The following is a 16,483-nucleotide window of genomic DNA, read 5'->3' on the forward strand; positions in this document are numbered from 1 at the left end:
GAAGGAGAAGATAGATATGCAGCATGAAATCGACAACAAGACATTGAAAGTAGAAGATTGCGCAGAGACTTTTGAGACAATTTACGAAAAGGATTATTTTCCTAAAAAATTGCTGAGCGAGATAAAGGAAGCCAATGTTCTCTTAATTCCAGATTATGTAAAAAGAAATGAGGGATATGTGTTCCCTGAACTTACACAAGAATTTCTAGAATACTTAAAAGATAATGCTTCAAACAACATAAGACCAGACATTGCTATTGATGATGAGGACTTTAAAAAATTAGAATTGCATTCCGCGACAATAACAGTCGTAACTTTTATTGTGAAAGATGTGGTTTTTCCAATAATGATAGGTATAGTGACCAATTTCCTATATGATCAAGTAAAAAAGATGCACAGAGAGAAAAAGGATGTATCTGCAAAGGTGAATATTATTACCACAGAAGAGACAGGAAAAAAGAGCAAGATGATTTCTTATGATGGTCCAGTAAGCGGGGTTGAGGACGCGTTAAATACAGCAGCTAGGGATATATTTGGGAATGATAGCAAAGGAAATTGAAGAATATCTTGATAAACCGAATCGTCACCTTGATTCTCAAGTCATGGATGAATTAGTAAAACTGAAGGAACAGGCAAGAATAAATAAAGATGAGTATATTGCAAATTATTTATGGTGCCTACAGCAGGTATATAAGATTCAATCATCATATTTAACGGCTTTTAGAATGATGAAGGTTGGGAAATATGAGGATGCTTGGAATGCGCTAGACAGAACAGATATAGAAATATCGTTTCTAGAGCCGCATTTTGAGAAATACTTTGGATGCATTGTTGGATTTAGGTTTTATATTGCTCCTATTCTGAATGCGGTAAAGCAATTTCAAAAATTATTTCCGTATAAATATTTTTTCAGTCATGAAATTATTGTGAAAGAAGAGAAATGTTCCATATGTGGTAAAAAGATAAGTTTGAGACATGGATGCAATCATAGAATTGGTCAACTGTATTTGGGGGAAATGTGTTGCCATGAGATTACTGACATGGAATTTCTTGCTGAGGCAATAGTTACAGATCCTTTTGACAAATATACAATCATACACGTTGAAGGACAGGAATATAACTATTATCCGTTAGAACAACTTATGAAAGTGATAAAGGATCCCTTTGCACTTTGGAATGTAGATGAGTTACAGGTGGTTAGTCCAGAATATAAAAATATTGGACGAAATGAATTATGTCCATGCGGAAGTGGAAAAAAGTATAAGAAGTGTTGTCTTGGGACTAATAAGATATATACAAAGCACTTCCGCATTAATCTTGCAAATAGAGAATTTGGAGAAATTCAACCATTAACATTTTATAATACAGTCAAGAAGTAACGAGGTGCTGATGAAAAAGTAATAATGGAATAAACAATACTGGCAACAATTTGGCAACAAAAAATCAGATAGTCAGAATAAAATGTGTAAATGAGATAAAAATATGCCTCAATTTGCACCGAAACTAAACATATATGTTTAAGAAAAACAAAGAACTTATAGAGCTGGAGTGATAACGAGCCAGGCACGAGAAATTCATATGGAAAAACCACGAAGTGGTTTTAGTAGATAGCGAATAACCGGTCTGAATGCTAACATTCAAGACCGGTTATTTGATAGCTACGGAGAATCCCATAGGGATTTCCATATGAATTTTCGAAGTATCTGGCGACAACAGACGCTTATAGAAATCGCGTTTTGTAGCGATTTCTATAAGAGGAGTGAATGTGCAGGATATAATTAAGTGAACGTTATGCCCCGGAAGCGCATATATGCGACTTCTAGGGCTTTGTTGTTTTGCAGGCTGAAATTGTCAGAGGCTTATCTTTCAGGCATAACCGTATGGGAATCCATACGGTTAGAAATTTCTTTACTTTTTTTCTGAGTTGTTATATATTGTCATATGTATTTCAAGATAGTTCTTTTAAAAGTTCGTTTTGAAATGGCTGTTCTTTCTGGGACAGCTTGGTAAATCCCAAAATAATAGATAAAGAAGGGGCAAAAGGAGACGGCTTACGTGAGAAGTAGTTTTTTTGAGCTGCTATTCCCGTAGTGACACGCATGATATTTATGGCATCTACGTGAGATGTTGCTCTTGATTCTCGTGGTTCACGTAGAAATAGGTAGATATCTGGATAATTTACGTGATGAGAGGCTTGTTTACAAGAGCGTATCACGTAGAATGCCTGATGTATCATTGCAGCACTACGTGATAACAGTCAAAAGATAAAGTGTAGTCACGTAGATCTGAATAAAGGAGTTTGGTGATGCAGAATTACAAGGAAGAATTGGAAAAACAAATACAGGAGATTGATGCTCTTATAACCCAAATTGACAAGAATACGTTAAAGGTAAAGAATCTGAGCAAATGTGGAATTGCAATAAGTAAGAGCAACGGGAAAGACCAGTATTACTGGGTAGATAAGCTTACACAAAAACGGAAGTATGCGAGAATCGAAGAAATGGGCAAGCTAAAGAAAGTGGCACAGCGTGATTATGAAATGCTGCTTAAAAAGAAACTTGGAATAATCAGAAATGATATTTGGGGGTTTTTAAAGCTCTATGATATAAAGGCGCTTGAAAATGTGTATATAGGCATGGCAGACGCAAGGAAAAAACTCGTTACACCGATTATTGAACCTCTGGAATTATATGTTGAGAATTGGAAGAAAGAAATTTATGAGCCGCTGGGATTTAACGAAGGCGTTACAGAGTTTTTTTCAAATGATGGAATAAGGGTAAGATCAAAATCTGAACTGATAATAGCTAATATGCTGGAACAAAAAGGCATTCCATACAGGTATGAATATCCACTTATACTAAAAGGCATAGGAACTGTGAGGCCTGATTTTACTTGCCTTAATATCCGTACCAGAAAAGAATATATCTGGGAACATTTTGGAATGATGGATAACATATCTTATGCAAACAAGAATATAGCTAAGATAGAGTCATATGAGCTAAGTGGATACTTTCCTGGGAAAAACATGATTATGACCTTTGAGACTTCTCAACATGCAATCAGTTCTAATATAATAAAGGCTATGATTGAAGAATATCTGGTTTAGCAGGTTGTGCTTCAAAAGAGGGAAAAAAGGCGAAACAGCAGTAGTTTAATTCAAAACTACGAATAAAAACTATCACTACTACTATTCACACAACAGGAAAAAGAATGGATAATAAGGCATTTGACTCAAAAAGGATAGCACAGGGCAATGCCAAGAGACCTTGGCTTCATAAGTCTGTAGTAGAGCAGATTCAATGGTTGAAGTGTGCGATGAGATTTATGGCACAGATCCTACTTACTCCTTTTATGCTGCTAAAGCGGAAGAAACAAGAATTCCGAATGAAAAATATGATATTGTAACTGCTGCAGGATGCATCAACTGGGTGGATGAAAGGTTTCATGAGATAGCGATGTATTTTAAAATGCTTTGGTATTTCCTTGATCGATGATCCGGGCGTTGTTTCGGATTTGTTGAACCGGCTGAAAACAGTATGAGTTGAGGATTCAAGAAAATCAACAGTATGAGAAAAAGGAAGAATTTATGCGAGAAGGAATAGCTATAGTTGGTCTGAATGGAAGCGGAAAATCCACGCTCGGTCATGCGTTGGCTAGGGAATTGAGTTATTACGAAATAGATGTCGAGGACTATTATTTCCCGGAGCAAAAGGAATCCAGACGTGCGGCTCTTGATGGAGAGTATGGAGATTGCCTAGATTATCTGGGGGATATGCCATATTCGGTATCTCGCACAAAGGAAGAGGTTGAAGAAGGCATAGCGAAAGATATTGCAGCGCATCCAAGATATATTCTTACCGGAGTTACCATCAACTGGAGCGAGGAAATCCTTTCTACGATTAAAAAGGTGTTTTGGCTGAAAACAGGGACGGATGAAAGAGTACGCCGGGTAAAAGATCGGGAAGAGAAACGGTGGGGCGACAGAGTGGCTGAAGGCGGGGATATGTATGAGCAGCAAAAATCCTTCCGAGACCTGATAGCTGGATTTACAGATGAAAAGGTTAAAGACAGTATCGGCAAGATCAACTGCGGTGTAATCGAACTGGACGGAACCCTTCCGGTTCATAGAAATGTAGAGATAATCAAGAATTGGATACAGTTATAGTCAGCTTTGTAAAAAGATCCAGAGAAATACTAAAGGATAATCTGGTTGGAATATATCTGCACGGGTCAGCGGTTATGGAATGTTTCAACCCTGCTAAGAGTGATCTGGATCTAATCGTGGTTGTAAAGGAATTTCTGACAGATGCAAATAAACGATTCTTTATGGATATGGTAGTGGAACTAAACAACAAAGGCCCGGCAAAAGGGATTGAAATGAGCATTGTCAGGCAGAGCGTTTGTAAGCCGTTTGCTTATCCAACGCCTTTCGAATTACATTTTTCGATTGCGCACCTTGATTGGTATAGGAAAGATCCGAAAGACTATATTTCCAAAATGGAAGGTGAAGATAAAGATCTCGCAGCGCATTTCACGATCATAAACCACAGAGGTAGGTGTTTGTACGGTGCTCCAATCAAAGAGATTTTTGATGATGTTCCAATACGGGATTATATAGATTCCATCTGGAATGATATAGCTGATGCTGAGGATGAGATAACGGATAATCCGATGTATATTATCTTAAATCTGGCAAGAGTTCTTGCGTACGTCAAGGATGGTCTTGTCCTTTCCAAGAAAGAAGGCGGCGAATGGGCACTAGACAACATTCCAGAGGTTTATCATTCTCTGTTGCATAATGCACTGAAGGAATATGCAGAGGGAATAGATATGGAATACGATATGAACAATGCAGAGAACTACGCTGTTTGCATGGTTGAACAGATAAGATCTGAGATGAAAAGAGTGGAAAAAACATGGAACTGAAGATTGTTTAGAATAGAGTTGTAGAAATCTGGTGTGACCGGATTGTTTTCTTCGATGTAAAGGGTTACCATAGTCTTGCATGTTTTCGTACACTTCTGTGTACGGAGTTGCTAAGGCAGTATACCAAACTTTGGTCGGGGAGGGATCCTGCCTTTTATTGTCAGTAACTTTCCCATGATAACACAAAAGGCATGGCATTAAAAAATCTGGTGTATTATGCACCAGAATAAATAAGTCCACACCTTTAAATAATCTGCTTGAAAAACTGGAATTAGGAAGCATGTAAAGTTACGAATAACGCTTATGATGGAAAACTAAATAGGATTGATGTAATGACATTAGTACGTGGGGAAGAAGTCCCAAATGGAGTTTTTCACCTTGTATGCGAAATTATAGTAAGACATGTCGATGGTACTTATTTACTTATGCAAAGAGATCCCAGAAAACATCTGGGCGGAATGTGGGAAGCCACGGCAGGCGGGTCTGCACTTCAGGGAGAAGACCCACTAACATGTGCGTTAAGGGAACTCTCTGAAGAAACCGGAATCAAAGCTGACAAGCTTACAGAAGTCGGCCGTGTGTTACATCACCTACATAAATCAATATATGTAAACTATCTGTGCGAGACAGATGCTGATAAAAATAGTGTGGTATTACAGGAAGGTGAAACATCGGCATATAAATGGGTTACGGTAGAAGAACTACGCTCAATGCCCCGCAATGAACTGGCAACACAGAGGATGCTTAATTTTATTGAAGAACTGAAATGAGGGACGGAATATGTTAAAACATAAGCTAATAGAGCAAACTGAAGATTTTTTGAAAAAGGCTTTTGAGGATTCTTTATATCTGAACGCTGAGGAGCATTTAGCGGGCAAAAACTATCGGTTAGAGCATACCTACAGGGTGGCCAATATAGGTCTTGAGATTGCGAGAAAAGAAGGATTTGATGAAACGGAGATGGTAATAGCCTGCTTGCTTCACGACATTTCGTATTGTGAGGATTTCGGAGAGAACGGCTGGATCGAACATGGAAGACGGGCAGCGCAACTGGCTCGCTCATTTCTCGCGGGGCTGGGTCTGTCAGAAGATCGAATAAACGATATCTGCTATGGAATAGCTATTCATGTAGATGACAAAGCAGATTTTGAAGGAGAAAGAACGCCTTTTGCGCTTTCTGTGGGTGACGCTGACAATATCGATCGCTTTGATGTTTACCGCATTCACGAGATTCTCAGTCATGACGGCTTTCTTGGAATGGAATACGAACAAAAACGTGATTACGCCCAAAAGCGTCTTGAAAAGCTTCGTGAGATCATAGATATGCCTTTGGGAACGAAAGCAGCAGAGGAACTTTGGAGATCCCGTCTGTCTTTCTACATACAGTTCTTCGAAAAACTTGTCAGCCAGGTAGAAAACAGTAAAAGAATTATATTTTGAAAATCGTATAGTATTAAGAACGGAGAGCAGAAGCAAATCTGCACAGATGATAGAGAAACGTGATATCTATATTTAGATAGTGATTATCTACAATAGACATATTATTTAATGATAATGAAGGGAGAATACTACTATGGTGGCATTTTTGAGATTAAGAAATATCTGATAGCATGAGACTTTATTATTAGTTTCATGCTTATAAAGTAGATAAAAAGCATACTAATAAATAAAGGAGAAGCATTATGATATTTCAAGATAATGTAATTAAAGAGTATTTAAAAAACGTATATTTTATCACCGGAACACCATGCGGAGGAAAAACTACCGTATCAAGAGCATTAGGAAAAAAATATGGTATTCAAGTTTATGACATTGATGAGATGTTTCCAAGTCATCAGTTGCTGTCAAATGCTGAGCATCAGCCTGCTATGAATATGACTTTTACAGATGCTGACGAATTCTTTGGAAGGTCTGTTGAGGAGTATCGGAATTGGCTGGTCTCTAATACTCGCGAACAACTTGATTTTGTGGTGTTAGATTTGATCAGACTTTCTAAAAATACAAAGGTCATTTGCGATTGCCATTTGACAGTAGAACAGGCTGATTTATTGTCAGATCCATCAAGAGTAGTTTTTATGATCAAAGAACCTACCGATTTGGTTGACGATTACTGCAATAGGCCGGATCATCAGGGGTTCAGTGATTATATACACAGTGCGACTGATTTTGAAAGTGCGAAAAGAACTTGTAATGAAACTCTATATTCGCTTAATGCAGAAAAATATGCGCAAATAAAGGCAGGAAACTATTTCTGGATTGAGCGAGACACCAAAAGAAGCGTAGAAGAAACAGTTTCTTTGGTTGAGAAGCATCTAGGATTAGTTTAGATTGGTGTTGATAACACTCCTGTGATAACAATTTGATAACGTTAAAGGCCGGAAAGTACATTGGAACACCATTAAAATATTATTTTGAAGATGTAGGACTTCGTAATGCAAGACTTGGATTTCGTCAGGTTGAAGAAACTCACTTGATGGAAAGTATTGTCTATAATGAACTGAGGGCAAGAGGATATCAAGTTGATGTTGGCGTTGTGCCAATTAGAAGAAACAATGATACCGGAAGCAGAGAACGGGCATACAGGGCGACAGGACTGGTTCTTGCCGCCTTTTTAAACTTTTTAAAAATTTTCCAACACTTTTTCTATCCATTACGTCTTAACTAATAGAAGGACAAAAAGACCTTTCGGCCGAAGGGTATTTCACATGAAGGAGGAACCGTCATGGATACCCGAAATATGTACATGGAAATATATGGCTCTGGCTGCGTTATGGGGAATGCATACTCTGTACCAGCATGGGCCAAGAGCGAGCGACTTGAGTATTCTGTGCCGCTTGCAGAAATATGGAGGATGGGAGAGAGTGCTGTAGAGAAAAGAAAACGATGGAACTTGAAGCGATTTTTCAACAATTTAATAAAGATCTGCTTGCATACATCTACAGAATGTGCGACAGCAGACAGCTTTCGGAAGATGTAGTTCAGGAAACCTTTGTCAGGGCAACTGTAAATCAGGAGCTGCTGAAAACACTTCATAAAAATCAGGTGAAATCATGGCTCTATAGAACAGCACGCAACATCTACATAGATGTAGTTAGAGCCGGAACACTAAGGGAAAATCCGGATGATGATATTCCGGAATCGATGGAGGAGCCTGAAGATTATTCCAGGATAGAGTGGTCGCAGCTTTTGGAAGAACTTCCGGGCAGGCAGGGCGTAATAATGTACATGAGATATGTGGAAGGCTATACCGCTGAAGATATCGGAAAGATACTTGAGATGCCATCAGGTACAGTCAGATATGAGATCAGTATGGCGAGAAAAACACTGAGAACATCAATGAAAAACTATTGGAAGAGGTGAAGAGGAATGTCAAAAGAAAATCTTGTTATAAATGTAGAAGTATGTGATTCAAGACAGATGAAGGAAGATGTTTACGAAGGATATAAGAGGATAATCATAAATGCAGAAGTGCTTATTGCCAGCCCAAGGAGCAGGGAGATTCTGAACAAACTTGGGGCTGTTATCAATAGTGAGGCGATTGTCGATGTGGCTGAGGATGAGATTGTTGAGAGCAGGATTAGTAATGGAAAAGAAGTTATTTCAAAGGGGTCAAAACCACAGAATAAGGTAATCCTGCTCGCTAATGGAAAAGTCACAATCGAGCCCGGCTCTGAGGAGGTAATGGAACAGTATGTATATATGCTTATAAATGGTCCATTATACTGCCCGAGAAGTATGAAAAGGTATACTGACAAAATGCTCATAAATGGGCCAACAGTAATTTATCCTGAGGATGCAGTCATGCTTGATTCAAAATTTGTTATGGATAAGTTCTTTCCGCTCCGGGTTAAGGAAAACGAAAAGTACTATATCGCGAAAAAGCTTATTATCGAAGACGCAGTTGACGCAGACAAGTTAGTGGAGAAGAATGTGAGATTTGAGACTCCCTGCGTGGTCATGCGTGAGAGCAAGGTGGAGAAGCTTGCCGGATTATTTGATATTTCAACCAGGATAAATGTAATCCCTGAAGAAATGACTTTTGTAAAAGGCGATGCAGAACTAGATGACGCCCTGTTTGATAAAAGTGGAAGCAGGTTGTATGTTGACGGAGATCTTACAGTATCAACAGAATTTACAAGGCTTGATAAGTTGGAAAAGCTCACTGTAACAGGGACCCTTATTGTAAGGGAGAGCATGTATCAGGATATGAAACATGTTGATATTAACGCGGATGTGGTGGAGTATTTATTTGAAGGAAAGAGCATAGTCAACAGTGCTAAGGCAATAGTTGACAGATCACTTCTTATGGCTAATGAAAAGGGCGTGAGAGTAGTAAACTGCGCTCTGCTTTCCATAGATAAGGATGTAGAACCACAGCTTATCTGTGACAGGCTTCAGATTAAGAACTGCGCAAAAGTCTCCTGCACAGAGGAACAGGAAAGTGCTGTTCATACTGTAGCTAAGAACGTTGCTATGGTGGGATCACTCAAACCTGGTGAGAATGGTGGAGAGTCCGGAGGCATTATGGGCATGATGGGCTCAGTATTTGATGTTGTAAAGCAGGTGGCAAATACAAGTATGATCAATGCAGAGAAGCATATCATGTAATTATAGCTGAGCATATAGTGATGCAAGGGAGACCGGAAGCGCTATTACTGTTGTAAGTGCAGTTTTGATGAGAGTTATTATGTGCCATGCATTTGAAGAGATGTTAAATGATGCCTCAATGAGGATACAGGATCAGAATAGGAAGAGGCTGGATTATCACCCGGCCCCTTCCTGTTTATTCCTAAATTTTATTATGGGAATTCGACACCGTTTACAATGTCCTGTCACATACTCTCATAAAATATAAAAAAGAAAAAATTGACACGACCAAGTATCCACCGGAGATTCTGGTAGAAAGAAGAGAAGCTGCATTAAAAAAGCTTGAAAATATGCGGTCTGCCGTTATTGAACCCGGCAAAGAAACGGTCTATAATGGAATTGTTGAGAGAGGTGGTCATTTAGATATAGTAATTGGCTTACCTGCGTCTGGAAAATCTTCCGCGATAGTAGATACCCTTTCACAATTTTATAAAGCAAGAATTGTTGACAATGATGAAGCTAAAAAACAGCTCCCAGAGTTTAATAATGGTTTTGGGGCAGATTTGGTTCATCGAGAATCTCAGGACATTTCAAATGCACAGATGCTGGAATGCTTTAAAATGCATGAAAATGTGGTAATTCCTAAGGTGGGCAGCAATTACAAGAAAATTGAGGATATTGTTAAAACAGCCCAGGAACACGGATATAAAAAAATCAATGTTCATTATGTTGATTTGCCACATAACAAGGCTATGGGTAGGTTACTTGGAAGATTTGTCACTCAGAATCGATATCTGAAACCAGAGTTGATTGATGAGTACAACAATATACGGGAAGGGAACAAAATCGAGAAAACATTTGACGCATTTAAGGCAGCTTTTTCAAAAGGAGGTATTATCGATGGATATGCAAAATGGAACAATGACGCTAAAAGAGGCGAAAGTCCAGTACTTGAAGAAAGCAAGGGAATTATGGAAATCGAGAGGATCCAATCTGAACGCTCCGGACTACATAATTCAGGACGAGATAGGGGAGATGGCACTAATACTAATCAGGTTATTCAAGAAGGAAAACGGGAAACAGCTAACAGACCTGGAAGAAATTAAGCTGCATCAGCAAATTCTGGCAGAGTTGGACGGGGAGAAGGAACCCGACTTCCTGAAAGTGGAGTAAAAAAGCCGTCAGTGCTTAATCCACTAAAGGCTAAGCAAAAAATAGTAGAACAGTATAAAGCTGAGAGGACATAAAGATGACGCTAGAGATGCCGTTATGGCCTATGATAATGATAATGACCAACAAAAAAATATTGAAACTAGTCAAAATATGCACTATAATACACTAAAGCGTGAAAGTGCAATTTATCAACCACAGGAAGAAAGGAGTGATCTTTTATGAAAAAAAATAATCGTGTACGGAGGGCCCGCGAAATTTGACCCTCCAATAAAAAATCGGAGGATTATAAAATGGTCAACTTAATTGAATTAAGTGAAGAGAACTGGATGGACTTTGCCGGACTATCCGTTGATGAAAATCAAAAACACTATCTGGCAAGTAATATTGGCATCTTGGCAAGAGGGTATGTTTATCGTTATTCTAGGGCAAATGTCATTGGAATTGTGTTTGACGGAACTCCCATAGGACTGGCTATGGTAAGGGATATGGATGATGAACCGGCATGCTATGAATTGCAGCAGTTTATGATCGATAGGAATTTTCAGGGCAAAGGATATGGATTTGAAGCGCTGAAACTTATTCTTGCCAGGCTTAAAGATGAGCAGAAATATGACTGTGTGGAAGTTTGCGTTAAAATGGAAGATGCGCAAGCAATACATGTCTATGAGAAGGCTGGATTCGTTGACACCGGTTATATTGATGATGATGTTCCCGACAGCTATAATTTAGTTTATCGCTTTGAAGGTGATGATAAGCTTGAGGATGTGGGCATAAGAATTATTAACGTAGAGGAACCAACAGAGAAGCAGTTGATTTCCAGAACAATACTTGAAGCGCTTCCTGATTGGTTTGGAATTCCTGAATCTAGGGAACAATACATAAGAGAAAGTGTATCTCAGCCTTTTTTTGTGGCATATGATTCAGAAAAACCTATAGGTTTTCTTTGCCTTAAAGAGACGGGAAAAGAAACCGTAGAACTCTGCGTTATGGGAGTGTTGAAAGACTACCACAGAAAAGGTGTTGGAAGGAAACTTTTTGAACAGGCGAGAGAAAAGGCCAAGCAAGCGGGTTATTCGTTTATGCAAGTTAAGACGGTTCAGATGGGACGATACGAAGATTATGATGCTACCAATCATTTTTATCTGTCCCTCGGGTTCAAAGAGTTTGAAGTGTTCCCGACCTTGTGGGATGAGTGGAATCCATGTCAGATATATGTAATGACTCTTTGATAACACTCCCGTGATAACAATTTGATAACATTAGCTGATACAGTCCGTGTGATATGGACAGCTGAAACCAAATGAAGTCAAATCGCAACAGAAAACCCTAACAAAAATGTTTAAGACACAGGTCTGGTTAGGGAGCTGGAGTAGACGAATAAATGTGGGAATCCGCGCGGGCAGTGGGTTCCCATTTTTGTTGTTGCAAAATGGTTGCAATTATTTTGCATTCACTCTTTTTAAGAATCTTACAAGCTGGATGAGGTTGAATATTTACTTGACTGATTAAAACATTTAGTATCTTAAGAACAATGTGTTTGATGTATGTCGCTTTCTTTAATGATATATTAAAACATATTACGTGGATTGACAAAATAGGTATAAAGCATTAATACTTTTCCAGAATTGAAAAGATAAACCCGCAAAGCGTGTATTTACAAGGCTTTGCGGGTTTTGTATACAATATTTTGTATTTGTATACAAATTTATATATATACTACTAAAATCCATGGACTTTTATTAATATAATTGTTATTATCTGACAAAATGCCAATTTAAGTCAAAATATAACAAGTTATTGCTTGAAAATACACATCTTTGTAACATATACTCTTCATGTAACTTTTCAATCCGCACAGAATGCCGGATTGATATGTATTTTACAAATAGGAGGTTTATGTAAATGAAAAGAAAGCGATTTGGGTCTTTAGTAGTTATGGCTTTAACGCTTATTATGGTTTTCGCCACAGTCATTTCACCGCTTGGGGCGAAGAAGGCTCTGGCTGCCAGTGAGGCGCCTGCTTATCGCAATGTAATGTATTACGGCGAGTGGTCAATTTATTCGGGACAGAAAAATTTTTATCCCGGCAAAATTGACGGAAGTCAGATCACTCACTTAAATTTTGCATTTCTTGACATGGATTCAAACGGAGATCTGGTACTGTGTGATGAGCACGCGGATTTTCTTGCGATCCTTCCGGAACAGACCGGTCTTACCTATGGAGAGCCATACGCAGGTGTTCTCGGTGCAATGAGTATTCTTCGCACCAAATATCCCAATATGAAGATAGGAGTCTCAGTTGGCGGATGGACTCGTTCGGGAGATTTTTCGGCGGTTGCTGCTTCTGCAGATAAGAGAGCACATTTTGCAAAAAACATTGCAAAGTTCGTTGATTACCTGGGATTTGACTTTGTGGACATAGACTGGGAATATCCCACTGCAGTTCGCGAGAGCGATCCTGCGGGCAACGGTGTGACTATCGATGAAGGATGCCCCGGCTCTGAAGCTGACACAGTTAACTTCACTAAATTATTGCAGGCAATACGTGACGAGCTACGCAAACTTGGAGATGCCAACCAAAAGTACTATGAGCTTTCTGTAGCAATGTCTGCTTCGCCCTCTATGATGTCAAAGATCGAATACGACAAGGTCCTTGGAATTGTAGACTTTGCAAACATGATGACCTACGACCTGAATGGCGCATGGAATAGCTATACAGGTCACCAGACTGCCCTTTACACCAATCCTGCATACGATCCGGTAAATCAGAAGGACGGTGCTTACTCGGTTGATGCATGTGTTCAGTATTTAAGGAATACTTATGGAAATTCCATTGATTACAGCAAGATTGTGATCGGAGTTGCTCCTTACACAAGGGGCTGGGCAGGTGTACAGTCTGATGGCAGAGATGCTGCAAATCCGGGGCTTTATGCTACAGCAGAGCCCAACTCTGTTCGCGCTGACGATGGCGTTATGAGCGGCACTTTCGCTTACGGAGATATCGAAAGCCTGAAGGCAAAATATCAGCTTAATGAATACTATGATGAAGTAGCCCAGGCTGCATATTATTACAGCCCTTCCACAGGTTATTTCTTTACCTGTGACAACGAGCGCTCCGTTGCAGCTAAGGGACAGTATGTAAAAGAAAACGGTCTTGGAGGACTTATCTCCTGGATGGCTTCCCTTGACAGCGCAAACAGCATAACAAGAACCATGAAGGAATCTCTTTATGGAAATGCTCCGCTTCCCGTACAGGATATAAAAACAGGAGATATCAAGGCTGAAGTATCTGTCAGCGCAAGCGGCAACACATATACTTTCACCATTAAAAACAATGAACTTGCAAGTGAAAATAACACAGCGCTTAAGGATGCTGAGTTGTTCAAAAAGACTGTGATGTTTCCAAAGCTTTACATTTCCACAAAGAGCGGCAACACATTAAGCGCAGGCTCTGAATGCGGTCAGGTAAGCACAAAGGGCGATGTGACCGTGGTGGATCTGTCAGGTGTTTATGCTGCAAAGTCCATGAAACCCGGAAGCTCACATACATTTACTTTGAGAACATCCGGCGATGCCGATGTTAATGACATCGAAGGCATCACCATGACACAGAGAATCCTTACAAGTCTTGATGAGTTTGGTACTCAGTCTGTCTATGGCGCAGGCAGTTCTGCCACTCCCGGCAGCGATCCTGAAGGCAATGACGATCAGCATGAGGGTACTACTCCTGACACTGAAATCGGCGATGATGACAATCAGCATGAGGGTACTACTCCGGAAAACCACTATACTGATAACGGCCTGCTTCCTCAGCATATGGTTACAGGCTATTGGCACAATTTCATCAACGGCTCGGCCAATCTGAAACTTAGCGATGTGCCTTCCTATTACGACATGATATGCGTTGCCTTTACAGATAACACTTCTGTTCCTGGTGAAGTGACCTTTAGTCTGGACGATGATCTGAGCCGTGCTTTGGGCGGATATAGCAAAAGTGAATTTATCAGCGATATTGCTGCTTTGAAGGAAAAGGGCCAGCACGTAATAATCTCTGTAGGAGGTGCTGAAGGACGTATCACCATTAATAGTGCAGAAGCTGCAGACAGATTTGCAAACGGACTTATAAGCATTATCGAGGAATATGGATTTGAAGGCGTGGACATTGATCTGGAAGGCTCAGCGGTATCAGGAGTTGACTATATTGCATCTGCTTTAAGAAAAGTGCACGACCATTTCGGAGACGGCTTTATCATCACCATGGCACCTGAAACCTTCTATATTCAGGCTGGAAGACTTGCAAATAACGATTATACCACTTCATATTTAAGGCTTGCTCTGCAGATCAAAGATATTCTGACCGTATGCTACCCTCAGTTCTATAATTCAGGAAGCATGGTAGGCTACAATGATGTGATAGTAAATCCCGGAACAGCAGACTTCATCACATCCCTTTCAACACTGATAATCGAAGCTGGACTTCGCCCTGATCAGGTGGCTGTTGGTGTTCCTTCCACTTCAGGCGCTGCAGGCAGTGGTTATGTGACACCTTCAGTTTTGGAAGGTGCAGTCAATGCACTGGTAAATGGCACTTCTTCAGGTACTTTTACAGCTCCTCGTTCATATCCTACACTCAGAGGTGTTATGACCTGGTCCATTAACTGGGATGCTACCAATAATTATGAATGGGGCCGTGCTATGGCTGCAGCCATGGACAGAATTCCCGTTGTAGAAAATGATGGAACTATCACAGATCCCGGTACCGGTTCAGGTACTGGTTCAGATGAAGGCGGCACTACTGACCCTGGCATCGGTGACAGTACGGATCCAGGCTTGGGAGACAATACAGATCCTGATGCAGGCTCAGGTACTGGTCCTGACGCTCCTTCAGGCTCCTATCCTGAATGGAATGCCACACAGGTCTATCTAGCAGGAGATATGGTCAGCTATGGCGGCAAGATTTACAGAGCTGCTTGGTGGACTCAGGGCGACAACCCTGAAAGTCAGGGGCAGTGGGGCCCATGGAAGCTTGTGGGAAATAATCCCGGTGTAGGTGCCGGTTCCGGAGGCAATACCGGAAGCGGCTTGGATGCCGGTTCGGACGCAGGCGGAACAAGCGGCCCGGCTACAGGAGATGCTACAAATCCGCCTGCAGGCGATACTGGTACTCCTGACACCTCTTTGGGCTCTTATCCTGAATGGAATGCCACACAGGTCTATGTAGCAGGCGATATGGTCAGCTACGGCGGCAAGGTTTACAAAGCCGCATGGTGGACTCAGGGAGATAATCCTGAATCTCAGGGTGCATGGGGACCATGGAAAATCCAATAATAATAATGTAAACTAAACAAAGAGAGGCATATCCTTGTGATATGCCTCTCTTATGTTGATTGCCTTTGTTTGTTTTAAGATCATAGGTGAAGAGAACGATAACTGTTGAGAAGATAGTTGACAATATGGATCAAAAAATGTATCTTTAAAGCAGAAGTACTAATGGAGAGCAGAAGCAAATGATAACAGAATGGCGTGACAAAGAAGCCGAAAAAATATGGAATATGAAATTTTCGACAAAGCTACCTCATGATATTCAGAAGACAGCGAGGAGAAAGCTTATAATGATTCACTCGGCTGCAAGCATCAATGATTTGAGAATACCTCCGTCCAATCATCTTGAAGAATTAAAAGGTGATCGAGAGGGACAGTATAGTATTAGAATTAATGATCAATATCGAATCTGTTTTTATTGGAATAATGGAAATGTGATCATTCAAGACGTTGGTGATTATCACTAGGGAGGTGA

15 protein-coding genes and 1 pseudogene are annotated in these 16,483 nt (G+C 40.2%); all 16 read left to right on the forward strand.

All coding sequences use genetic code 11. The annotated features are described in order from the left end of the window. The first annotated feature begins 16 nt into the window (after positions 1–16). A complete protein-coding gene (locus G636_RS0108990; protein ID WP_026507787.1) occupies positions 17–559 on the forward strand; it encodes a hypothetical protein in 543 nt (180 codons plus the stop codon). Further along, entirely contained in the window at positions 540–1,379 is an 840-nt protein-coding gene (locus tag G636_RS17950; protein ID WP_035779317.1) for a YecA family protein, read from the forward strand. Before G636_RS0108990 ends, G636_RS17950 begins: the two co-directional genes overlap by 20 nt. 926 nt (positions 1,380–2,305) lie before the next feature. Then, the gene (locus G636_RS19535) at positions 2,306–3,106 is read left to right on the forward strand and encodes a hypothetical protein (protein WP_051226794.1); all 801 of its coding nucleotides are present in this window, start codon (positions 2,306–2,308) and stop codon (positions 3,104–3,106) included. A gap of 193 nt (positions 3,107–3,299) precedes the next feature. After that, positions 3,300–3,494, forward strand: a complete 195-nt coding sequence (locus tag G636_RS20305) for a hypothetical protein (RefSeq protein WP_155832362.1) — start codon at positions 3,300–3,302, stop codon at positions 3,492–3,494. A gap of 92 nt (positions 3,495–3,586) precedes the next feature. Next, positions 3,587–4,165, forward strand: coding sequence for an AAA family ATPase (locus tag G636_RS0109010; protein WP_026507789.1), 579 nt, complete (start codon positions 3,587–3,589; stop codon positions 4,163–4,165). Then, on the forward strand, positions 4,150–4,926 hold the full coding sequence (locus G636_RS17960; RefSeq protein WP_051226795.1) for an aminoglycoside adenylyltransferase domain-containing protein: 777 nt from the start codon (positions 4,150–4,152) through the stop codon (positions 4,924–4,926). The genes G636_RS0109010 and G636_RS17960 overlap by 16 nt, the downstream gene beginning before the upstream one ends. 332 nt (positions 4,927–5,258) lie before the next feature. Then, positions 5,259–5,696 (forward strand): NUDIX hydrolase, encoded by a 438-nt coding sequence (locus tag G636_RS17965; RefSeq protein ID WP_051226797.1) that lies wholly within the window; start codon positions 5,259–5,261, stop codon positions 5,694–5,696. 10 nt (positions 5,697–5,706) lie between these two features. Beyond that, positions 5,707–6,366: an HD domain-containing protein gene (locus G636_RS0109025; protein WP_026507790.1), complete on the forward strand. Its 660-nt coding sequence runs from the start codon at positions 5,707–5,709 to the stop codon at positions 6,364–6,366. 242 nt (positions 6,367–6,608) lie between these two features. Then, positions 6,609–7,253, forward strand: coding sequence for an AAA family ATPase (locus tag G636_RS0109030; protein ID WP_026507791.1), 645 nt, complete (start codon positions 6,609–6,611; stop codon positions 7,251–7,253). Between the two features lie 29 nt (positions 7,254–7,282). Continuing rightward, positions 7,283–7,504, forward strand: a pseudogene (locus G636_RS21170) (ATP-binding protein); the annotation flags it as partial. A gap of 266 nt (positions 7,505–7,770) precedes the next feature. Next, complete coding sequence (locus G636_RS0109045; RefSeq protein WP_081668342.1) at positions 7,771–8,286, forward strand: RNA polymerase sigma factor; 516 nt, start codon at positions 7,771–7,773, stop codon at positions 8,284–8,286. A 6-nt stretch (positions 8,287–8,292) separates the two neighbouring features. Further along, complete coding sequence (locus G636_RS0109050) at positions 8,293–9,534, forward strand: hypothetical protein (protein ID WP_026507794.1); 1,242 nt, start codon at positions 8,293–8,295, stop codon at positions 9,532–9,534. 329 nt (positions 9,535–9,863) lie between these two features. Further along, a complete protein-coding gene (locus G636_RS0109055; RefSeq protein ID WP_026507795.1) occupies positions 9,864–10,619 on the forward strand; it encodes a zeta toxin family protein in 756 nt (251 codons plus the stop codon). Positions 10,620–10,976: 357 nt separating this feature from the next. Then, positions 10,977–11,915: a GNAT family N-acetyltransferase gene (locus G636_RS21070; protein ID WP_081668343.1), complete on the forward strand. Its 939-nt coding sequence runs from the start codon at positions 10,977–10,979 to the stop codon at positions 11,913–11,915. Between the two features lie 673 nt (positions 11,916–12,588). After that, positions 12,589–16,014, forward strand: coding sequence for a glycosyl hydrolase family 18 protein (locus G636_RS19540; protein ID WP_051226799.1), 3,426 nt, complete (start codon positions 12,589–12,591; stop codon positions 16,012–16,014). A 179-nt stretch (positions 16,015–16,193) separates the two neighbouring features. After that, a complete protein-coding gene (locus G636_RS0109075; RefSeq protein WP_026507797.1) occupies positions 16,194–16,475 on the forward strand; it encodes a type II toxin-antitoxin system RelE/ParE family toxin in 282 nt (93 codons plus the stop codon). The last annotated feature ends 8 nt before the right edge of the window (positions 16,476–16,483 follow it).

The sequence above is a fragment of the Butyrivibrio sp. MC2013 genome (assembly GCF_000424585.1).
GTDB lineage: Bacteria > Bacillota > Clostridia > Lachnospirales > Lachnospiraceae > Butyrivibrio.